At 63.4% G+C, this 19,675-nt stretch carries 18 protein-coding genes; 11 read left to right on the top strand and 7 right to left on the bottom strand.

What is annotated here, in order from left to right; translation table 11 throughout:
• Positions 1-24 precede the first annotated feature (24 nt).
• The 6 genes from xerD (at position 25) to FHW75_RS08530 (ending at position 5,584) form a co-directional block, all read left to right on the top strand.
• Positions 25-921, top strand: a complete 897-nt coding sequence (gene xerD, locus FHW75_RS08555; RefSeq protein WP_016712997.1) for a site-specific tyrosine recombinase XerD — start codon at positions 25-27, stop codon at positions 919-921.
• A gap of 153 nt (positions 922-1,074) precedes the next feature.
• Entirely contained in the window at positions 1,075-1,818 is a 744-nt protein-coding gene (locus tag FHW75_RS08550) for a thioredoxin fold domain-containing protein (RefSeq protein ID WP_016712996.1), read from the top strand.
• Positions 1,819-1,901: 83 nt separating this feature from the next.
• Positions 1,902-3,206, top strand: coding sequence for a homoserine dehydrogenase (locus FHW75_RS08545; RefSeq protein WP_183673494.1), 1,305 nt, complete (start codon positions 1,902-1,904; stop codon positions 3,204-3,206).
• Between the two features lie 55 nt (positions 3,207-3,261).
• Positions 3,262-4,671, top strand: a complete 1,410-nt coding sequence (thrC, locus tag FHW75_RS08540) for a threonine synthase (RefSeq protein WP_019097654.1) — start codon at positions 3,262-3,264, stop codon at positions 4,669-4,671.
• Positions 4,672-4,803: 132 nt separating this feature from the next.
• The gene (locus FHW75_RS08535; protein WP_027615503.1) at positions 4,804-5,223 is read left to right on the top strand and encodes a response regulator; all 420 of its coding nucleotides are present in this window, start codon (positions 4,804-4,806) and stop codon (positions 5,221-5,223) included.
• A 79-nt stretch (positions 5,224-5,302) separates the two neighbouring features.
• Positions 5,303-5,584, top strand: a complete 282-nt coding sequence (locus FHW75_RS08530) for a DUF3509 domain-containing protein (protein ID WP_019097652.1) — start codon at positions 5,303-5,305, stop codon at positions 5,582-5,584.
• A 138-nt stretch (positions 5,585-5,722) separates the two neighbouring features.
• Here the strand turns inward: FHW75_RS08530 and FHW75_RS08525 are convergent, their stop codons facing one another.
• Positions 5,723-6,598 carry a TIGR02285 family protein gene (locus FHW75_RS08525; protein ID WP_019097651.1) on the bottom strand — a complete coding sequence of 292 codons (876 nt, stop codon included), beginning with the start codon at positions 6,596-6,598 and terminating at the stop codon, positions 5,723-5,725.
• Positions 6,599-6,619: 21 nt separating this feature from the next.
• The gene (locus tag FHW75_RS08520; RefSeq protein ID WP_019097650.1) at positions 6,620-7,819 is read right to left on the bottom strand and encodes a CaiB/BaiF CoA-transferase family protein; all 1,200 of its coding nucleotides are present in this window, start codon (positions 7,817-7,819) and stop codon (positions 6,620-6,622) included.
• A gap of 131 nt (positions 7,820-7,950) precedes the next feature.
• Between FHW75_RS08520 and FHW75_RS08515 the strand changes: the two genes are divergently transcribed.
• From FHW75_RS08515 to FHW75_RS08505, 3 genes are all read left to right on the top strand, one after another.
• On the top strand, positions 7,951-8,493 hold the full coding sequence (locus tag FHW75_RS08515) for a YaeQ family protein (RefSeq protein ID WP_003252169.1): 543 nt from the start codon (positions 7,951-7,953) through the stop codon (positions 8,491-8,493).
• A gap of 8 nt (positions 8,494-8,501) precedes the next feature.
• Positions 8,502-10,211, top strand: coding sequence for a single-stranded-DNA-specific exonuclease RecJ (recJ, locus tag FHW75_RS08510; RefSeq protein WP_025753741.1), 1,710 nt, complete (start codon positions 8,502-8,504; stop codon positions 10,209-10,211).
• 135 nt (positions 10,212-10,346) lie between these two features.
• Positions 10,347-11,453: an NADH:flavin oxidoreductase/NADH oxidase gene (locus FHW75_RS08505; protein WP_019097649.1), complete on the top strand. Its 1,107-nt coding sequence runs from the start codon at positions 10,347-10,349 to the stop codon at positions 11,451-11,453.
• Between the two features lie 126 nt (positions 11,454-11,579).
• On the opposite strand, the gene FHW75_RS08500 is transcribed toward FHW75_RS08505, so the two are convergent.
• The 5 genes from FHW75_RS08500 to ydcS form a co-directional block, all read right to left on the bottom strand.
• A complete protein-coding gene (locus FHW75_RS08500) occupies positions 11,580-13,004 on the bottom strand; it encodes a gamma-aminobutyraldehyde dehydrogenase (protein ID WP_027615506.1) in 1,425 nt (474 codons plus the stop codon).
• A 17-nt stretch (positions 13,005-13,021) separates the two neighbouring features.
• Positions 13,022-13,828 (bottom strand): ABC transporter permease, encoded by an 807-nt coding sequence (locus FHW75_RS08495; protein WP_027615507.1) that lies wholly within the window; start codon positions 13,826-13,828, stop codon positions 13,022-13,024.
• Complete coding sequence (locus FHW75_RS08490; RefSeq protein WP_016712985.1) at positions 13,818-14,729, bottom strand: ABC transporter permease; 912 nt, start codon at positions 14,727-14,729, stop codon at positions 13,818-13,820. Before FHW75_RS08490 ends, FHW75_RS08495 begins: the two co-directional genes overlap by 11 nt.
• Position 14,730: 1 nt before the next feature.
• Positions 14,731-15,762, bottom strand: coding sequence for an ABC transporter ATP-binding protein (locus tag FHW75_RS08485; protein ID WP_019097645.1), 1,032 nt, complete (start codon positions 15,760-15,762; stop codon positions 14,731-14,733).
• An 88-nt stretch (positions 15,763-15,850) separates the two neighbouring features.
• The gene (gene ydcS / locus FHW75_RS08480) at positions 15,851-17,002 is read right to left on the bottom strand and encodes a putative ABC transporter substrate-binding protein YdcS (RefSeq protein ID WP_016712983.1); all 1,152 of its coding nucleotides are present in this window, start codon (positions 17,000-17,002) and stop codon (positions 15,851-15,853) included.
• Between the two features lie 216 nt (positions 17,003-17,218).
• Here ydcS and FHW75_RS08475 point away from each other — a divergent pair, with 216 nt between their 5' ends.
• Positions 17,219-17,902 (top strand): tellurite resistance TerB family protein, encoded by a 684-nt coding sequence (locus FHW75_RS08475; protein ID WP_019097644.1) that lies wholly within the window; start codon positions 17,219-17,221, stop codon positions 17,900-17,902.
• A 149-nt stretch (positions 17,903-18,051) separates the two neighbouring features.
• Positions 18,052-19,674, top strand: a complete 1,623-nt coding sequence (locus FHW75_RS08470) for a methyl-accepting chemotaxis protein (protein ID WP_016712981.1) — start codon at positions 18,052-18,054, stop codon at positions 19,672-19,674.
• The last annotated feature ends 1 nt before the right edge of the window (position 19,675 follow it).

Raw genomic sequence — 19,675 nt, 5'->3', positions numbered from 1 at the left:
TCCGCCGTTTGCCACCGAGTTTTCATGTCCGCCCTCGACCATCCCCTGATCGACCAGTTTCTTGATGCCCTGTGGCTCGAAAAAGGCCTGTCCGACAACACCCGCGTGTCCTACCGCAGCGACCTGGCCCTGTTCAACGGCTGGCTACAGGAACATTCGGTTTCCCTGCCGGATGCCGGCCGTGACCTGATCCTCGACCACCTGGCCTGGCGCCTCGACCAAGGCTACAAGCCACGCTCCACGGCGCGCTTCCTTTCCGGCCTGCGCGGCTTCTTCCGCTACCTGCTGCGGGAAAAACTGGTGGCCATCGACCCGACCCTGCAGGTCGAAATGCCGCAGCTGGGCAAGCCGCTGCCCAAGTCGCTCTCCGAAGCCGACGTCGAGGCCTTGCTGCAAGCCCCGGACCTGGGCGAAGCCATTGGCCAGCGCGACCGCGCCATGCTCGAAGTGCTGTATGCCTGCGGCCTGCGCGTCACCGAACTGGTCAGCCTGACCCTCGATCAGGTCAATCTGCGCCAAGGTGTACTGCGTGTGATGGGCAAGGGCAGCAAGGAGCGCCTGGTGCCGATGGGGGAAGAGGCGGTCGTGTGGCTGGAGCGCTATCAACGTGACGGTCGCGCCGAACTGCTCAATGGCCGCCCCAGCGACGTGCTGTTCCCCAGCCTGCGTGGCGAGCAGATGACTCGGCAGACCTTCTGGCACCGCATCAAGCACCATGCCCGGGTTGCCGGCATCGACAAGCCGCTGTCGCCGCATACCCTGCGCCACGCCTTCGCCACCCACCTGCTCAACCATGGCGCCGACCTGCGCGTGGTGCAGATGCTGCTTGGCCACAGCGACCTGTCCACCACGCAGATCTACACCCACGTCGCCAAGGCCCGTCTGCAGCAGTTGCACGCCCAGCACCACCCGCGTGGATGAATGTTTTTCATGTTCCGCCGACTGGTCCTTGCAAGGCCCTTCACCGGCGGTGTGATGTGGTAGGCTTGGGCGGTTTGCACCAAGGGCCGCACGGCCACCGCGTATTTTCCGCAGGTGGCGCCCTCCGGCCCCTGTCCGCCTTCAGGAGTTCCCATGCGCGTGACCCAGTTTTTCGCCGCCGCCGCGTTGGCGCTGGCCAGTACGTTTGCCGTAGCTGCGGCAACCGATAACAATGCCGGTGCCGAGCAGGCCATCCGTAAATCGTTGCAAAACCTTGAGCTGGAAGTGCCCGTGGAAAGCGTGGCCAGCAGCCCGCTCAACGGCCTCTATGAAGTGAAGCTGCAGGGCGGCCGTGTGCTTTACGCCAGCGCCGACGGCCAGTTCGTGATGCAGGGCTACCTGTTCCAGATCCAGGACGGCAAGCCGGTCAACCTCACCGAAAAAACCGAGCGCCAAGGCATCGCCAAGCTCATCAACGGCATTCCAGCCGCCGAGATGGTGGTTTATCCTGCCAAGGGTGAGACCAAGTCGCACATTACCGTATTCACCGACACCACCTGCCCGTACTGCCACAAGCTGCACGCCGAAGTGCCCGAGCTGAACCGCCGCGGTATCGAAGTGCGCTACGTCGCCTTCCCGCGTCAGGGCCTCGGCTCGCCGGGTGACCAGCAGTTGCAGGCGGTGTGGTGCTCCAGCGACCGTCGTGGGGCGATGGACAAGATGGTCGAAGGCGAAGAAATCAAGGCTGCCAAGTGCACCAACCCGGTCAGCAAGCAGTTCCAGCTGGGCCAGTCGATCGGCGTCAACGGTACGCCGGCCATCGTGCTTGAAAGCGGCCAGGTCATTCCGGGCTACCAGCCGGCACCGCAGGTCGCCAAGCTGGCACTGGCCAAGTAATCCAATTCAGTACGCCGTCGTCATGGGGTGACGGCATGTTTCACGGTCGGCAAACGTGCCGGCCGTTCAATGGGGAGTTCACAGTGAAACCGGTCAAAGTAGGCATCTGTGGGTTGGGGACCGTCGGTGGCGGAACCTTCAATGTACTTCAGCGCAACGCCGAGGAGATTGCCCGCCGTGCCGGGCGCGGTATTGAAGTGGCACAGATCGCCATGCGCTCGCAGAACCCGAACTGCCAGATTACCGGTACCCCCATTACCGCTGACGTGTTCGAAGTTGCCAGCAACCCGGAGATCGACATTGTCATCGAGCTGATCGGTGGCTACACCATCGCCCGCGACCTGGTACTCAAGGCCATTGAAAACGGTAAGCACGTGGTTACCGCCAACAAGGCGCTGATTGCCGTGCACGGCAACGAAATTTTCGCCAAGGCCCGCGAGAAGGGCGTCATCGTCGCCTTCGAAGCGGCCGTGGCTGGCGGCATCCCGGTGATCAAGGCCATCCGCGAGGGCCTGTCGGCCAACCGCATCAACTGGCTGGCCGGTATCATCAACGGCACCGGCAACTTCATCCTCACCGAAATGCGCGAGAAGGGCCGTGCCTTCCCGGACGTGCTGGCCGAAGCCCAGGCGCTGGGTTACGCCGAAGCCGACCCGACCTTCGACGTCGAAGGCATCGACGCCGCGCACAAGCTGACCATCCTGGCGTCCATCGCCTTCGGCATCCCGCTGCAGTTCGACAAGGCCTACACCGAAGGCATCACCCAGCTGACCACTGCTGACGTGAACTATGCCGAGGCCCTGGGCTACCGCATCAAACACCTGGGTGTGGCGCGTCGTACTGCCGAAGGCATCGAGCTGCGCGTACACCCCACGCTGATCCCGGCTGACCGTCTGATCGCCAACGTCAACGGCGTGATGAACGCCGTGATGGTCAACGGTGACGCCGCCGGTTCCACCCTGTACTACGGCGCGGGCGCCGGCATGGAGCCTACCGCTTCGTCGGTGGTCGGTGACCTGGTGGATGTGGTGCGTGCCATGACCTCCGACCCGGAAAACCGCGTGCCGCACCTGGCCTTCCAGCCAGACGCGCTGTCGGCTCACCCGATCCTGCCGATCGAAGTCTGCGAAAGCGCCTACTACCTGCGCATCCAGGCCAAGGATCACCCGGGCGTACTGGCCCAGGTGGCCAGCATCCTGTCGGAGCGTGGCATCAACATCGAGTCGATCATGCAGAAGGAAGCCGAGGAGCAGGACGGCCTGGTACCGATGATCCTGCTGACCCACGGCGTGGTCGAGCAGCGTATCAACGATGCCATCGTCGCCCTGGAAGCCCTGCAGGACGTGGTCGGCAAGGTCGTGCGCATCCGCGTCGAACAGCTCAATTAATTTTGTTCTCGGGCCGCCGGCGCGGCCCGGGCCTTAGCATCGAAGGTTTGCACCCATGCGCTATATCAGTACCCGCGGCCAGGCACCGGCCCTGAATTTCGAAGACGTGCTGCTGGCTGGCCTGGCCAGTGACGGCGGCCTGTACGTACCCGAGAACCTGCCACGCTTCACCCAGGAAGAAATCGCCTCGTGGGCCGGCCTGCCGTACCACGAACTGGCCTTCCGTGTGATGCGTCCGTTCGTCGAAGGCAGCATCGCCGACGCCGATTTCAAGAAAATCCTTGAAGAAACCTACGGCGAGTTCGCCCATGCCGCAGTCGCCCCGCTGCGTCAGCTGAACAGCAACGAGTGGGTGCTGGAGCTGTTCCACGGCCCGACCCTGGCGTTCAAGGACTTCGCCCTGCAACTGCTCGGCCGCCTGCTCGACCACGTACTGGCCAAGCGCAACGAGCGCGTGGTGATCATCGGCGCCACCAGCGGTGACACCGGCTCCGCCGCCATCGAAGGCTGCCGTCGTTGCGACAACGTCGACATCTTCATCCTGCACCCGCACCAGCGCGTGTCGGAAGTGCAGCGCCGCCAGATGACCACCCTCTTCGGCGACAACATCCACAACATCGCCATCGAAGGCAACTTCGACGACTGCCAGGAAATGGTCAAGGCCAGCTTCGCTGACCAGTCGTTCCTCAAGGGCACCCGCCTGGTAGCGGTCAACTCGATCAACTGGGCGCGGATCATGGCCCAGATCGTCTACTACTTCCATGCAGCCCTGCAGTTGGGCGGCCCGGCGCGTTCGGTCGCGTTCTCGGTACCTACCGGCAACTTTGGCGACATTTTCGCCGGTTACCTGGCCCGCAACATGGGCCTGCCGGTCAGCCAGCTGATCGTCGCCACCAACCGCAACGACATCCTGCACCGCTTCATGAGCGGCAACCAGTATGTGAAGGAAACCCTGCACGCGACCCTGTCGCCGTCGATGGACATCATGGTTTCGTCCAACTTCGAGCGCCTGCTGTTCGACCTGCACGGCCGCAACGGTGGCGCCATCGCCGAACTGATGGCCAACTTCAAGCAGGGCGGTGGTTTCAGCGTCGAGCAAGACCGCTGGACCGAAGCGCGCAAGCTGTTCGACTCGCTGGCCGTCAGCGACGAGCAAACCTGCGAGACCATTGCCGAGGTGTTCGCCGCCACGGGTGAAGTGCTCGACCCGCATACCGCAATCGGCGTCAAAGCCGCGCGCGAGTGCCGTCGCAGCCTGGACACGCCGATGGTGGTGCTGGGTACCGCACACCCGGTCAAGTTCCCGGAAGCGGTGGAGAAGGCAGGTGTTGGCAAGGCGCTGGAGCTGCCAGCACACCTCAGCGACCTGTTCAGCCGTGAAGAGCGTTGCACGGTGTTGGCCAATGACCTGAAAGCAGTGCAGGACTTTGTCAGCCAGCACGGCAACCGCGGCAAGCCGCTTTAAGCATTACCTTCGAAAGGGGGCCGCAGCGCGGCCCGGTCCCTAGGACTTTTCCCGTGGTCACCACAGAAAAGTCCTATTCAGGCTGCCCCGCGCAAAGCCTAAATTAGCCGGTCCTCCCACCAGGAGCGGCTCATGTACCAGCCCTACGTGTTGATTCACCAGCCTCGCCCATCCCATCAGATCCTTCTGCACCAGGCCCTCAACGCCCAAGGCCTGTTCAACGTGCGCATCAGCGCAAACGCCAACGACCTGAACGCCTGCCTGAACGCTGAGCGTCGCCCCGACCTGCTGATTCTCGACCATGCCATGCCAACTCGCTCAGGCCTCGCCTTGCTCGCCCGGCAGCATCGGTCACGCGCGTTGCTGTTCGTCGGCAAGGCCACACCGAAGCATCAGAACCTAGCTCAGGAGGCAAGAAACCAAGGCCTGTGGGTGCTCGCCGAGCTCCCCTGGCCGCTGTCGATGCCGCGCCTGCAGCGTGCCCTGCAAACACTGCAGGCACGCCCCAGGCAGCGTATTCAAACTGTCATCTCATCCCCGCATGCTCACTGACGCGGGCGCGGTTTGACGAACTTTCTGCAGCGCCTGCTGGTCAGTTCCTTTAGATCCCACCACGCAGCGAGTGATCCGGATGGAAAGAATCTGCAGCCTGCTCAACGACGCCCTGACCCCCTATCAGATCCACCTCGGCATCACCGATGCCAATGGCAATCGCCAACTGACCGTTCATGACCGCCTCGCCGGCATCACCCTGCAGCGCACGGTCAGCGAGCGCCAGTTGCAGGAGCAACGCCTGTTGATCGATCTGGTGGATGGCCTGCACCGTGACCTGCAGATTGCCGAAGGGCGCTTGCAGCCCTGTGTGATCGCGGCATTGCAACAGCGTCAACAACCGCAGGGAACCTTTGCCTGAGTGGCTTATCAGACACTGTAGGGGCAGCCAGCCAGTGCTTTGCTCCGGCGCTGGCAAGGCTGTCACGGGAAGTCCCCAAGGACTTTCGCTTGGCCCCGGGCGTCTTCCCCAGCGTCCGGGGTTTCTTTTTTCAGGTGATCAAGGGGCTTCGAAGAAGCGCTTGCTGTCTTCCAGGTAGTCTTCCTGCAACGACGGGTCCAGCCAGTGCGCATACAAGCCAGGCAGCACGTCACGGCGCAAAGCAGGCAATAGCTGGTTGATATGCGCTACCACTTTGCGGCCCGACGGATTGTCAGAGCAGGCGACATGGAGAAACTGATAGCGCTCCACCCCCTGGACAGGATGAAACTGATAGTCGGCCAGTGAGCCGCCTTGCTGCTGAAGCAAGTAACGAACTTCATGCCAGTAGCCGAGCACCAAGCGTAGGCGCCCCAGTTTTTGCATTTGCAGCAGGTTAGCTGTGGCGTCGTTGCCATAGTGCCGGCTAAGCGCAGTATCAGGTAGCTGCTGCAGAATGGCGTCGATCTGCGTGCCATAGCTACGTTCGGCAACAATGCCCAGTTTCACCGGGGCGTTGCTCAGCAGGCCATGCAGGTCCACTTCCTGGCTGTCGAGGTAGGGCGCTACCAGTGCCTGGTTTTCCTTGCGCAGCACCAGGCCACCACTGAGCACACCCAGCGTTGGCATGGAAAAAAGCGCATATTTGGCCCGTTCCGGGGTCCACAGCAGGGTCGGGTCGCAGGTGAATGTGTTTCGGTCTTGCAGCATCTGGATGCCGCGCGCCCGGTTGACCCGCACGATGGTGTGGTCGTACTCGGGCATCTGCCTGGTCAGCAGCGGCAATAGCTGGTCGATCACCCCTTGGCCTTTTTCCGGGCCTTCGAAAATGGTGAAGGGTGGCAGGTCGCGCACCAGCCAGAAGATGCGCTCCTTGGCGCTGGCAGGTTGCATGAGCAATGCGGGCAGTAGCCCGCATAGCAGGATCAGGTGGCGTAGCCAGTAGGCAGCGCGCATCGGCAAGGGCAGCGGCAGGCGTCAGACCGCGCCGGCCTGGCGCAGTCCGGCAATGGCCGCTGCGTCATAGCCCAGGCGGGTGAGCAGTGCCTCGGTGTGTTCGCCCAGCGCCGGGCCGACCCACTCGGTGGAGCCAGGTGTATCCGACAGCTTGGGCACGATGCCCGGCATGCGGAACGGCTTGCCATCCGGCAACTTGGCCTGCAGGAGCATCTCTCGCGCCAGGTATTGCGGGTCGTTGAACATGTCCTCGGCCGAGTAGATGCGGCTGGCAGGTACCTCTGCCGTGGTCAGCACCTGCATCAGTTGGTCCAGCGGCAGGCTGTTGGCCCAGCGGTCAATCACCCCGTAGAGCTCGTCACGGCGCAGGTCGCGCCCATCATTGGTGGCCAGGGTAGGGTCATCCGCCAGGTCGGTGCGGCCAATCGCCAGCATGAAACGTTTGAAGATGGCATCGCCGTTGGCGCCAATCTGCACATGCTTGCCGTCGGCGCTGGTATGGATGGAGGAGGGTGTGATGCCCGGCATGATGTTGCCGGTGCGCTCGCGGATAAACCCGAACACATCGAATTCCGGCACCATGCTTTCCATCATGGCGAAGATCGCTTCATACAGCGCCACGTCCACAACCTGGCCCTGGCCGCCATTGACCTCACGGTGGCGCAGCGCCATTAACGCGCCAATCACCCCCCACAGGGCAGCAATCGAGTCACCGATGGAAATGCCCGTGCGCACCGGCGGGCGGTCGTCGAAGCCGGTAATGTAGCGCAGGCCACCCATCGACTCGCCCACCGCGCCGAAGCCGGGCTGGTCTTTCATTGGCCCGGTCTGGCCAAAGCCCGACAGGCGTACCATGACCAGGCGCGGGTTAAGGGCATGCAGCATATCCCAGCCCAGGCCGAGCTTTTCGAGCACGCCCGGGCGGAAGTTTTCGATCAGAATGTCGGCTTCGGCCAGCAGTTTTTTCAGCACCTCGCGGCCTTCGGGGTGCTTGAGGTTAAGCGTGAGCGACTGCTTGTTGCGTGCCTGCACGAACCACCACAGCGAAGTGCCCTCATACAGCTTTCGCCACTTGCGCAGCGGGTCGCCCCCATCCGGAGACTCGACCTTGATCACTTCGGCACCGAATTCGGCGCAGATGCGCGAGGCGAACGGCCCGGCAATCAGCGTGCCGAGTTCCACAACTTTAAGGCCGGCGAGGGGTTTGCTGGGCGTCGACATGGGGCATCCGTGGCAGCTGGGCAGAGCCGTGGTTTTATCACACGTCGGTTTCGCCGGGTACTGCTGCGGCGCATGGACGGTGCGGATGGGTTAGACTGTGCCACTTTTCTTTTGCACGAAGCCCCTCGACCATGGCCCAGCCGTCCACCACCTACAAGTTCGAATTGAATCTCACCGACCTTGATCGCAATGTCTACGAAAGCGTCAAGCAGACCATCGCTCGTCACCCGTCGGAAACCGAAGAGCGCATGGCAGTTCGTTTGTTGGCGTACGCGCTTTGGTACAACGAGAACTTGTCGTTTGGCCGTGGCCTGTCGGATGTCGATGAGCCGGCGCTGTGGGAAAAGAGCCTGGACGACCGCGTGCTGCACTGGATCGAAGTCGGCCAACCCGATGCCGACCGCCTGACCTGGTGCTCGCGCCGTACCGAGCGCACCAGCCTGCTGGCCTACGGCAGCCTGCGCGTGTGGGAAGGTAAAGTGGTGAGCGCGGTCAAGAATCTGAAGAACCTGAGCATTGCCGCTGTGCCACAGGAAGTGCTGGAAACCCTGGCCACCGACATGCCGCGCAGCATCAAGTGGGACGTGATGATCAGCGAAGGCACGGTGTTCGTGACTGACGACCGTGGCCAGCATGAAGTGCAACTGCAGTGGCTGCTCGGTGAGCGTGGCTGAAGCAACCCATGCGTATCGAACCTCGCCCCCTGCCGCCGACCCTGCCATTCCTCGGTAACCTGCCTCCCTTGCTGACCCGCCTGTACGCCGCGCGTGGCGTGCAAAGCGAGGCCGAGCTGGACAAAAGCCTGGCGCGTCTGCTGCCGTATCAGCAGCTCAAGGGCATCGAGGCCGGTGTTGACCTGCTGGTCGAGGCCCTCGACCAGCGCCAGCGTATCCTGATTGTGGGTGACTTCGATGCCGATGGTGCCACCGCCAGCACTGTCGGGGTGCTGGGCCTGCGCCTGCTGGGCGCGGCCCATGTCGATTACCTGGTGCCCAACCGGTTCGAGTACGGCTACGGCCTGACCCCGGAAATCGTCGAGGTGGCGCTGCAGCGTCAGCCGCAATTGCTGATTACCGTGGACAACGGCATTTCCAGCGTCGAGGGTGTGGCCGCTGCCAAGGCTGCCGGGCTCAAGGTACTGGTCACCGACCACCACCTGCCGGGTCAGCAACTGCCTGACGCCGATGCCATCATCAACCCCAACCAGCCGGGCTGTACGTTCCCGAGCAAGGCGCTGGCCGGGGTCGGGGTGATCTTCTATGTGCTGATGGCCCTGCGCGCCCGCTTGCGCAGCCTGGGGCGCTACGAGACGCAACCGCAGCCGAACATCGGCGAACTGCTCGACCTGGTCGCGCTGGGCAGCGTGGCCGATGTGGTGCCGCTGGATGCCAACAACCGCATCCTGGTGCATCAGGGCCTCGAGCGTATTCGTGCCGGCCGTGCCCGGCCAGGGCTGAAAGCCATTCTGGAAGTGGCCCGCCGTGACCACCGGCGCATTACCTCGACCGACCTGGGTTTCATCCTTGGCCCTCGGTTGAACGCTGCCGGTCGCCTGGACGACATGAGCCTGGGCATCGAGTGCCTGCTGTGCGAAGACGCGGCCCTGGCCCAGGACATGGCTCAACAGCTGGACGACCTGAACCAGGACCGCAAGTCCATCGAGCAGGGCATGCAGCGCGAAGCCCTGGCCCAGCTCAAGGACCTGCCGGTCGAGTCCATGCCTTATGGCCTGTGCCTGTTCGATGCAGATTGGCACCAAGGCGTGATCGGTATTCTGGCTTCGCGCCTGAAAGAACGTTATCACCGGCCGACTATCGCGTTTGCCGATGCCGGCGAGGGCATGCTCAAAGGTTCGGCGCGCTCTGTGCCGGGGTTCCACATCCGTGATGCACTGGATGCCGTGGCGGCCCGCCACCCAGAGCTGATCAGCAAGTTCGGCGGCCACGCCATGGCTGCGGGGCTGTCGTTGCCCGAGGGTAATTTCCCCGCATTTGCCGAAGCATTCGACGAAGAAGTGCGGCGCCAGTTGCGTGAGGAAGACCTCACCGGCCGGTTGCTGTCCGATGGCAGCCTGGCCGTGGAAGAGTTCCACCTCGACCTGGCCAAGGCCCTGCGCAACGCCGGCCCTTGGGGGCAGCACTTCCCCGAGCCGCTGTTCCATGGCGTGTTCCAGCTGGTGGAGCAGCGTGTGGTGGGCGAACGGCACCTGAAGGTGGTGCTCAAGAGCGAGTGCGGTTCGGTGCGGCTGGATGGTATTGCCTTCGGCATCGACCGCGAAGTGTGGCCGAACCCGACCGTGCGCTGGGTCGAGCTGGCCTACAAGCTGGATGTGAACGAGTTTCGTGGCAACGAAAGTGTGCAGTTGATGATTGCCCACATGGAGCCGCGCTGAGCGCACCGACAAATCCGAGGGAACCTACCCCCCACCCATTCTGGTCTAGTCTGAAGTTATGACCGGACCTGGGCCAGGGACGTGCAATTGAGTGTCCGGGCCGGATCACCATTGGAGTCCTTGGGAGGTGCCCTCATGAGCCTGCTGCTCGAGCCTTACACCCTGCGTCAGCTGACCCTGCCCAACCGCATCGCTGTGTCACCGATGTGCCAGTATTCCGCCGTCGATGGCCTGGCCAACGACTGGCACCTTGTTCATTTGGGCAGCCGCGCCGTGGGTGGTGCGGGCCTGGTTATCACTGAAGCCGTGGCGGTAACCGCCGATGGCCGCATCACCGCCGAAGACCTTGGCCTGTGGGACGACGCACAGATCGCCCCGCTGCAACGTATTACCCGCTTCATTACCGCACAGGGTGCCGTGCCTGGCATCCAGTTGGCCCACGCCGGTCGCAAGGCCAGTACCTATCGCCCATGGCTGGGCAAGCAGGGCAGCGTCAAGCTCGAAGACGGTGGCTGGCAGCCAGTAGGGCCATCGAAGATCGCGTTCGACCCACAACACACGCCGCCACATGAATTGAACCACGAAGAGATCCAGGGTGTGATCGCTGCCTTCGTCGCCTCTACCGAGCGCGCCTTGAAGGCCGGTTTCAAGGTGGTCGAAATCCACGCCGCCCATGGCTACCTGTTGCATCAGTTCCTGTCCCCGTTGAGTAACCAGCGCCGCGACGAGTACGGCAGCTGCTTCGAGAACCGCATCCGCCTGACCCTGCAGGTGGTCGAGGCCGTGCGCAAGATCTGGCCAGCCGAATTGCCGCTGTTGGTGCGGGTATCGGCAACCGATTGGGTCGAAGACGGCTGGAACCCCGATGAAACCGTCGAACTGGCCCGCCGACTGCGCGGGTTGGGGGTTGACCTGATCGACGTATCTTCCGGCGGCACCTCGGTAAACGCCGAGATCCCCACCGGCCCCGGCTACCAGACGCGCTTCGCCGAACGCGTGCGCAAGGAATCGGAAATCGCCACCGGCACTGTGGGCATGATCACCGAACCGGCCCAGGCCGAGCACATTTTGCGCACCGGCCAGGCCGACATTATCTTCCTCGCCCGCGAACTGCTGCGCGACCCGTACTGGCCGCTGCATGCCGATGATGATCTGGGCGGTAACAAAGCTACCTGGCCCGCGCAGTACCAACGTGCGACCAGCCGGGCCAACCCGATTCACGAGTCGGATCTGCGGGATTAGGTTTTAGCAGTACCGGCCTCTTCGCGGGCTTGCCCGCTCCCACAGGTACACCACAATCCTCAAGGTCTGTGATGGACCTGTGGGAGCGGGCGAGCCCGCGAAGAGGCCGGTAGATTCAATACTGGGCTAGTGCTTTATCATCACATGCCGCACACAGGTGTAATCCTCCAGCCCATACATCGACATATCCTTCCCATACCCCGAATGCTTCTGCCCGCCATGGGGCATTTCGCTCACCAGCATGAAGTGGGTGTTCACCCAGGTGCAGCCATACTGCAAGCGCGCCGCCAGGCGATGGGCGCGGCCGGTGTCGCGGGTCCATACCGATGAGGCCAGGCCGTAGTTGGAGTCGTTGGCCCATGCCAGCGCCTGCGCTTCGTCGGTGAAGCGCGTGACCGACACCACCGGGCCGAACACTTCGTTGCGCACGATCTCGTCATCCTGCTGGGCATCGGCCAGTACGGTCGGCTCGAAGAAGAAGCCCTCGCCATCGATCGCCTTACCCCCCGTCACCAGGCGAATGTGCGGCTGGGCGATGGCGCGCTGTACCAGGCCGGCTACCTTGTCGCGGTGCTGGGCACTGATCAGTGGCCCCAGTTCGGTGTCCTCGGCATCTTGCAGGCCAGGTTTGAGGCTCGCGACGGCTTCACCCAGGCGCTCGACAAAGCGCTCGTAGATGCCGTCTTGCACATACAGGCGGCAGGCGGCGGTGCAGTCCTGGCCGGCGTTGTAGAAGCCGAAGGTGCGGATGCCGTCGATAGCAGCGTCGATGTCGGCATCGTCGAACACCAGCACCGGGGCCTTGCCGCCCAGTTCCATGTGCATGCGTTTCACGCTGTCGGCGGTGGCGCTGATGATGTGCGCGCCGGTTGGGATCGAGCCGGTCAGCGACACCATGCGCACCTTGGGGTGATTGACCAGCGGGTTGCCCACCGTCTGGCCGCGGCCGAACAGGATGTTCAGTACGCCCGGTGGCAGCAGGTCCTGAGACAGCTCACCCAGGCGCAGGGCGGTCAGTGGGGTCAATTCGGAAGGCTTGATCACCACGGTGTTGCCAGCGGCCAGAGCGGGGGCGATCTTCCAGGCCAGCATCATCAACGGGTAGTTCCACGGGGCAATCGAAGCGACCACGCCCAGCGGGTCGCGGCGGATCATCGAGGTGTGGCCCGGCAGGTACTCGCCGGCCGCCAAACCGCCCAGGCAGCGCGCGGCACCGGCAAAATAGCGGAACACGTCGGCAATGGCGGGGATTTCGTCATTCAACGCGGCACTCAGCGGCTTGCCGCAGTTCTGCGATTCCAGCCGGGCCAGTTCATCGCCATGGGCTTCGATGGCATCAGCCAGCGCCAGCAAGGCTTGCGAGCGGTCCTTGGGGCTGGTTTGCGACCATCTGTCGAAGGCCTGGTCGGCGGCGCGCACGGCGCTGTCCACCTGGGCTTCGGTGGCTTCGTTGATCTGCGCCAGCGCAGTGCCCAGCGCCGGGTTCAGTACGGTCCAGGCCGGGCCTTCGCCTGCGACCAGCCGGCCATTGATCAGCATCTGCGTTTGCATCGGGAACTCCTCCAGGGTCATTTGCCACTGCCCGCGACGCTTTCGCCGCCACGGGTCAGGTAATAGGCGCCAAGGATCGGCAGCATGGTCACCAGCATCACCAGCATGGCGACCACGTTGGTCACCGGCACGTCGCGCGGGCGGCTGAGCTGGTTGAGCAACCAGATCGGCAGCGTGCGCTCGTGGCCGGCGGTGAAGGTGGTGACGATGATTTCATCGAACGACAGGGCAAAGGCCAGCATGCCACCGGCCAGCAGCGCCGAGCCGAGGTTGGGCAGGATGATGTAGCGGAAGGTTTGCCAGCCATCGGCACCCAGGTCCATCGAGGCTTCGATCAGGCTTTGCGAGGTGCGCCGCAGGCGGGCGATCACGTTGTTGTAGACGATGACCACGCAGAACGTGGCGTGGCCGACCACGATGGTGAATACACCGGGCTCTATGCCCAGCGTCTTGAACGCCGAGAGCAGGGCGATACCGGTAATGATGCCGGGTAGGGCGATGGGCAGGATGAGCATCAGCGAAATGCTTTCCTTGCCGAAAAAGCTGCGCCGGTACAGCGCCGCCGAGGCCAAGGTGCCGAGCACCAGGGCGATCAGCGTGGCCATGCAGGCCACCTGCAGCGACAGCTTGATCGCCTCCAGCACATCGGGCCGGGCGAAGGCCACGGCGAACCACTTCAGGGTAAAGCCCTTGGGCGGGAAGCTGAATGCCGCGTCTTCGGTGTTGAACGCATACAGGAAGATGATCAGGATCGGAAAATGCAAAAACAGCAACCCGCCCCAGGCCGCCAGGCGCAGCCCCGTTGACGCATTTTCAGAGTGCATCGAAGGCCCCCAGGCGCTTGACGATGGACAGGTACACCGCAATCAGCACGATCGGCACCAGGGTGAACGCGGCGGCCATCGGCATGTTGCCGATCGCCCCTTGCTGGGCATAGACCATGCTGCCGATGAAGTAGCCGGGCGGGCCGACCAGTTGCGGCACGATGAAGTCGCCCAGGGTGAGCGAGAACGTGAAGATCGAGCCGGCCGCAATGCCCGGAATCGACAGCGGCAAGATCACCTGGACGAAGGTTTGCCCAGGCCGTGCGCCGAGGTCTGCCGAGGCTTGCAGCAGTGAAGGCGGCAGGCGCTCCAGCGAGGCCTGGATCGGCAGGATCATGAACGGCAGCCAGATGTACACGAACACCATGAAGCGCCCCAGGTGCGACGTCGACAGCGTGCTTCCGCCCACACCCGGCACGGCCAGCACCGCTTGCAGCAGCCCGTCCAGGTGCAGCTGCTGGACAAACCACTGCGCCACGCCGCCCTTGGCCAGCAGCAAGGTCCAGGCATAGGTCTTGACGATGTAGCTGGCCCACATCGGCATCATCACCGCGATGTAGAAAAACGCCTTGGTCTTGCCGCTGGTGTAGCGCGCCATGTAGTAGGCGATGGGGAAGGCCAGCACCGCGCTGGCCAACGACACGGCCACGGCCATGCCCAGGGTGCGCAGGATGATGTCGAAGTTCGACGGGTTGAACAGCGCGGCGAAGTTGCCCAGGGTGAGGTCCGGGGTCACCGCCATGGTGAAGTCGTCAAAGGTATAGAAGCCCTGCCACAGCAGGTTCAGCAATGAGCCCAGGTAGATCGCGCCAAACCAGGTCAGCGGCGGTACCAGCAGCAGCGCCAGGTACAGGTTGGGGCGCCGGTACAGCAGGTTGGACAGGCTACGCAGTGCACTCATGTCAGCGGGCCTCGGTTTCCTGCAGCACCGTCATGGCCTCGCGGGGCCAGTGCGCCAGTACCTGTTGCCCGGGCTGCCAGGCCTGGCCCTGTGCTTGCCAACGGTCGTTGGCCTGGCTGACTGCCAGCAGTTGGCCGTTGTCCAGTTGCAACTCATAGCGAGTGGCGCTGCCTTGGTACTGGACATCGCGCAGTACGCCGTTGACCTGCACCTCATGGCTGGTCACCACAGGGTCGCCCAGGCGGATGTGCTCGGGGCGGATGGAGAAGGGGGCCGAGCTGCCGTTAAGCGCCATGGCCAGCTCGCCACGCACCACGTTGGAGGTGCCGACGAACTCGGCAACGAACGTGGTGGCAGGCTTCATGTACAGGTTGCGCGGTGTGTCGACCTGTTCGATGCGGCCGCGGTTGAACACCGCAACCCGGTCGGACATCGACAGCGCTTCGGTCTGGTCGTGGGTGACGAAGATGAAGGTGATGCCCAATTGGCGCTGCAGCTTTTTCAGCTCGCCCTGCATCTGCTCGCGCAACTTCAGGTCCAGCGCGCCCAGCGGCTCGTCCAGTAGCAGCACCCGCGGCCGGTTGACCAGTGCCCGGGCCAAAGCCACGCGCTGGCGCTGGCCGCCGGACAGCTGCGCCGGCTTGCGTGCGCCGTAACCGGCCAGGGCCACCATGGCCAGAGCCTCTTCGGCGCGTTTGTGGCGTTCGGCCTTGGCCACGCCTTTTACCTTCAGGCCATAGGCGATGTTGTCCAGCACGTTCATGTGCGGGAACAGGGCGTAGTCCTGGAACACGGTGTTGACGTCACGCTGATAGGGCGGCACGCCAGCGGCCTCGACACCGTGGATACGGATCGAGCCGCTGGTGGGTTGTTCAAAGCCGGCGATCAGGCGCAGGCAGGTGGTCTTGCCCGAGCCGGAAGGGCCGAGCATGGAGAAGAACTCCCCATCGATGATGTCGATACTGACCTGGTCGACGGCCTTGACCTCGCCGAAGGTGCGGGAAACCTGGGTGAACTGGACGGCTAGGGGCATGCGTGGGCTCCGGACATCAATGTTTCTCCTGTACTGGCCTCTTCGCGGGCTTGCCCGCGAAGAGGCCAGTACAGGCATTCAGGCAACCTCAGCGACCACCCATGATCGCAATGTAATCCTGGGTCCAGCGGCTATAAGGCACGAACTTGCCCCCCTGGGCCTGCGGGGTTTTCCAGAAGGCGATCTTGTCGAAGTTGTCGAACCCGTTGGTCTTGCATCCCTCGGCGCCCAGCAGCTCGCTACCGGTACACGCTGCCGGTACCGCCGGCAACGAGCCGAACCAGGCCGCCACGTCACCCTGCACCTTCGGCTGCAGCGACCAGTCCATCCATTTATAGGCGCAGTTGGGGTGCTTGGCCTCGCTGTGCAGCATGGTGGTGTCGGCCCAGCCGGTCGCACCTTCCTTGGGAATGGTCGAGGCTACTGGCTGGTTCTCGGCCTTAAGGCCATTGACCATGTAGCCCCAGGAGCTGGAGGCAACCACGCCTTCGTTCTTCACATCGCTCATCTGTACTGTGGCGTCATGCCAGTAACGGTGGATCAGCGGTTGCTGCTGGCGCAGCAGCTCGAGCACGGCCTTGTACTGTGCCTCGTTCAGCTCGTACGGGTCCTTGATGCCCAGCTCCGGCTTGGCCGATTTCAGGTACAGCGCCGCGTCGGCGATGTAGATCGGCCCGTCGTAGGCCTGCACGCGGCCTTTGTTCGGCTTGCCGTCGGGCAGGTTCTGCGGCTCGAACACCACGCCCCAGCTGGTGGGGGGCTGCTTGAAAGTATTGGTGTTGTACAGCAGCACGTTCGGCCCCCACTGGTACGGGGTGCCATAAACCTGCTTGTCGACCACGTACCAGCCACCGTTCTGCAAGCGAGGGTCGAGGTTTTTCCAGTTGGGGATCAGTGCGGTGTTGATCGGTTGCACGCGTTTGCCCACGATCAGCCGCAGCGAAGCATCGCCCGAGGCAGTGACCAGGTCGTAGCCGCCCTTGGTCATCAGGCTGACCATTTCGTCCGAGGTGGCGGCCGTTTTCACGCTGACCTTGCAGCCGGTTTCCTTCTCGAAACCGGTCACCCAGTCGTAGGCTTTGTCGCTTTCACCGCGCTCGATGTAGCCGGGCCAGGCGACGATATCCAGGCGCCCCTCGCCAGGCCCCAGGGCCTTGGGCGGTTCGGCAGCCTGCAGGCTGGCGCTGGCCAGCACGGCGCCCGTCATGGCGCCGAGCAATGCGGTCTTGTGCACTGACATGGTGTTCCCTCTTCTTGGAGATCTTGGTCGGGGCAGTCATCAAGCAAGCCGTGAAGCAATTGTTATAAGCGTAGTGCGGTTGCGCGAGGTATTGGCGATATCGAGTCTAGTTGGCTTTTTGCCAGCCAATGCAACATCCCGAAGCAAATCCACGATGGCGTGTACTGCGCCAAGCCTTACTCTGGCGATTGAATTTCCTTACGTGGAGACACGCGAATGAACACCCGGGGCTTGCTTGATCAACTCCTCAAATCCGGCCAGCAACTGCTCGAAAAGCAAGGGGGCGCCAGCAAGGCTGGCGGCGCTGCCGGTGGGCTTGGCGGGCTGTTGTCCGGAGCCGGTGGCGGCCTGTTGGGTGGCGGGGCACTGGGCCTGCTGCTGGGTAGCAAGAAGGCCCGCAAGTACGGCGGCAAGGCCCTGACCTACGGTGGCCTGGCCGCGCTGGGGGTGCTGGCCTATAAAGCCTACGGCAACTGGCAGGCCAACCAGCGGGTGGCCGCAGCCGAACCGCAAACCGTCGACCGCCTGCCGCCCGCCCAGGCCGAGCAGCACAGCCAGGCCGTGCTGCGGGCGCTGGTGGCGGCGGCCAAGTCCGATGGCCACATCGACGAGCGCGAGCGGGCGCTGATCGAAGGTGAATTCACCCGCCTGGACAGCGACCGCGAACTGCAGCACTGGCTGCATGCCGAACTGAACAAACCGCTGGACCCGGCCGAAGTGGCCCGCGCTGCGCAAACGCCAGAGATGGCGGCCGAGATGTACCTGGCCAGCGTGTTGATGGTCGATCAGGAAAACTTCATGGAGCGTGCCTACCTGGATGAACTGGCCCGCCAACTGCGCCTGGACCCGGCGCTGCGCCAGGAGCTGGAGAGCCAGGCACGGATAGCCGCAGGCCAGTGATTGAGCGCACTGGGGCTGCAAAGCAGCCCCAGTGGCATGTCCATCAGTAGGGATGCCTGTTTACCCCTCATTTCACCCGCAAATCTGTAAGGCCTCTGGGCTATACTTCGGCGATTTTCCCGCTCGTTGTGAATTCCTGAGGGCTGAATGTGAAGAACTGGACCTTGCGCCAACGGATCCTGGCAAGTTTCGCCGTGATCATCGCCATCATGCTGCTGATGATCGTGGCCGCCTACTCGCGGTTGGTCGCCATCGAAACCGCCGAAGAGGCGGTGGGGACCGACAGCATTCCCGGGGTCTACTACAGCTCGATGATCCGCAGTGCCTGGGTCGACAGCTATGTCACCAGCCAGCAACTGGTGGGCCTGTCCAACCACCGCGAAATCACTTCGGCCGACATGGAGCTGTTCAAAAGCTTTGAAGACAGGCTCAAGCAACACATGGCCAGCTACCAGGCCACCATTCAAGAAAAAGACGACCAGACCCGCTTCGATGCCTTCGTTCAGCTCGAAGAGACCTACATGAAGCTGATAGGCCAGGTACTGGATGCTTATCGCCAGCACAATTACGACGAAGCCCAGCGACTGATTACCGATGTACTCACCCCTGCCTGGGTGGACGGGCGCAAGCACCTGAATGAAGTGATCGAGAACAACCGGGCTTCTGCCGACGCGGCCACCAACGAAATCGTCAGCGCCGTGAGCACGGCCAAAGGCAGCATGGTGGTTTCGCTGCTGCTGGCAATCGTCGCCGCCGGCATTTGCGGCCTGTTGCTGATGCGTGCCATCACCGCCCCCATGCAGCGCATCGTCCATGCCCTCGACAAGCTGCGCTCCGGCGACCTGAGCATGCGCCTGAGCCTGGACCGCAAAGACGAGTTCGGCGCCATCGAAAGCGGTTTCAACGAAATGGCCGAGGCACTGGCCAACCTGGTGGCCCAGGCCCAGCGCTCGTCGGTGCAGGTAACCACTTCGGTCACTGAAATCGCCGCTACATCCAAACAACAGCAGGCCACCGCTACCGAGACGGCCGCCACCACCACGGAAATTGGCGCTACCTCGCGGGAGATTGCCGCCACCTCGCGTGACCTGGTGCGCACCATGACCGAAGTCACCTCGGCTGCCGACCAGGCTTCCAGCCTTGCAGGCTCCGGCCAGCAGGGCCTGGCGCGCATGGAGGAGACCATGCACCAGGTGATGGGCGCTGCCGACCTGGTCAATGCCAAGCTCGGCATCCTCAATGAAAAGGCCAGCAACATTACCCAGATGGTGGTGACCATCGTCAAGGTCGCCGACCAGACCAACCTGCTGTCGCTCAACGCTGCCATCGAAGCGGAAAAAGCCGGCGAGTACGGCCGTGGCTTTGCCGTGGTGGCCACTGAAGTGCGCCGCCTGGCCGACCAGACCGCCGTGGCCACCTACGACATCGAGCAGATGGTGCGCGAGATCCAGTCGGCGGTATCGGCCGGGGTCATGGGCATGGACAAGTTCTCCGAAGAGGTGCGCCGCGGCATGTTCGAGGTGCAACAGGTGGGCGAGCAGCTCAGCCAGATCATTCACCAGGTGCAGGCTTTGGCGCCGCGTGTGCTGATGGTCAACGAAGGCATGCAGGCCCAGGCGACCGGTGCCGAGCAGATCAACCAGGCGCTGGCCCAGCTCAGCGATGCCAGCACCCAGACTGTCGAGTCGCTGCGCCAGGCCAGTTTTGCCATCGATGAGCTGAGCCAGGTGGCCGCCGGCCTGCGTGGCGGCGTGTCGCGCTTCAAAGTCTGAC

Origin of the sequence: Pseudomonas sp. OG7, from assembly GCF_014192825.1 — a bacterium.
In the GTDB taxonomy this organism is placed as follows: Bacteria; Pseudomonadota; Gammaproteobacteria; order Pseudomonadales; family Pseudomonadaceae; genus Aquipseudomonas; species Aquipseudomonas monteilii.
Note: the sequence above shows the minus strand (reverse complement) of the source record. Positions and strands in the feature narration are given on the sequence as shown.

What these genes read in the sequence shown, in the direction of transcription:
- xerD (WP_016712997.1), top strand. Translation starts at nt 25, where the DNA reads ATGTCCGCCCTCGACCATCCCCTGATCGACCAGTTTCTTGATGCCCTG.
- FHW75_RS08550 (WP_016712996.1), top strand. Translation starts at nt 1,075, where the DNA reads ATGCGCGTGACCCAGTTTTTCGCCGCCGCCGCGTTGGCGCTGGCCAGT.
- thrC (WP_019097654.1), top strand. Translation starts at nt 3,262, where the DNA reads ATGCGCTATATCAGTACCCGCGGCCAGGCACCGGCCCTGAATTTCGAA.
- FHW75_RS08535 (WP_027615503.1), top strand. Translation starts at nt 4,804, where the DNA reads ATGTACCAGCCCTACGTGTTGATTCACCAGCCTCGCCCATCCCATCAG.
- FHW75_RS08530 (WP_019097652.1), top strand. Translation starts at nt 5,303, where the DNA reads ATGGAAAGAATCTGCAGCCTGCTCAACGACGCCCTGACCCCCTATCAG.
- FHW75_RS08525 (WP_019097651.1), bottom strand. Translation starts at nt 6,598, where the DNA reads ATGCGCGCTGCCTACTGGCTACGCCACCTGATCCTGCTATGCGGGCTA.
- FHW75_RS08520 (WP_019097650.1), bottom strand. Translation starts at nt 7,819, where the DNA reads ATGTCGACGCCCAGCAAACCCCTCGCCGGCCTTAAAGTTGTGGAACTC.
- FHW75_RS08515 (WP_003252169.1), top strand. Translation starts at nt 7,951, where the DNA reads ATGGCCCAGCCGTCCACCACCTACAAGTTCGAATTGAATCTCACCGAC.
- recJ (WP_025753741.1), top strand. Translation starts at nt 8,502, where the DNA reads ATGCGTATCGAACCTCGCCCCCTGCCGCCGACCCTGCCATTCCTCGGT.
- FHW75_RS08505 (WP_019097649.1), top strand. Translation starts at nt 10,347, where the DNA reads ATGAGCCTGCTGCTCGAGCCTTACACCCTGCGTCAGCTGACCCTGCCC.
- FHW75_RS08500 (WP_027615506.1), bottom strand. Translation starts at nt 13,004, where the DNA reads ATGCAAACGCAGATGCTGATCAATGGCCGGCTGGTCGCAGGCGAAGGC.
- FHW75_RS08495 (WP_027615507.1), bottom strand. Translation starts at nt 13,828, where the DNA reads ATGCACTCTGAAAATGCGTCAACGGGGCTGCGCCTGGCGGCCTGGGGC.
- FHW75_RS08490 (WP_016712985.1), bottom strand. Translation starts at nt 14,729, where the DNA reads ATGAGTGCACTGCGTAGCCTGTCCAACCTGCTGTACCGGCGCCCCAAC.
- FHW75_RS08485 (WP_019097645.1), bottom strand. Translation starts at nt 15,762, where the DNA reads ATGCCCCTAGCCGTCCAGTTCACCCAGGTTTCCCGCACCTTCGGCGAG.
- ydcS (WP_016712983.1), bottom strand. Translation starts at nt 17,002, where the DNA reads ATGTCAGTGCACAAGACCGCATTGCTCGGCGCCATGACGGGCGCCGTG.
- FHW75_RS08475 (WP_019097644.1), top strand. Translation starts at nt 17,219, where the DNA reads ATGAACACCCGGGGCTTGCTTGATCAACTCCTCAAATCCGGCCAGCAA.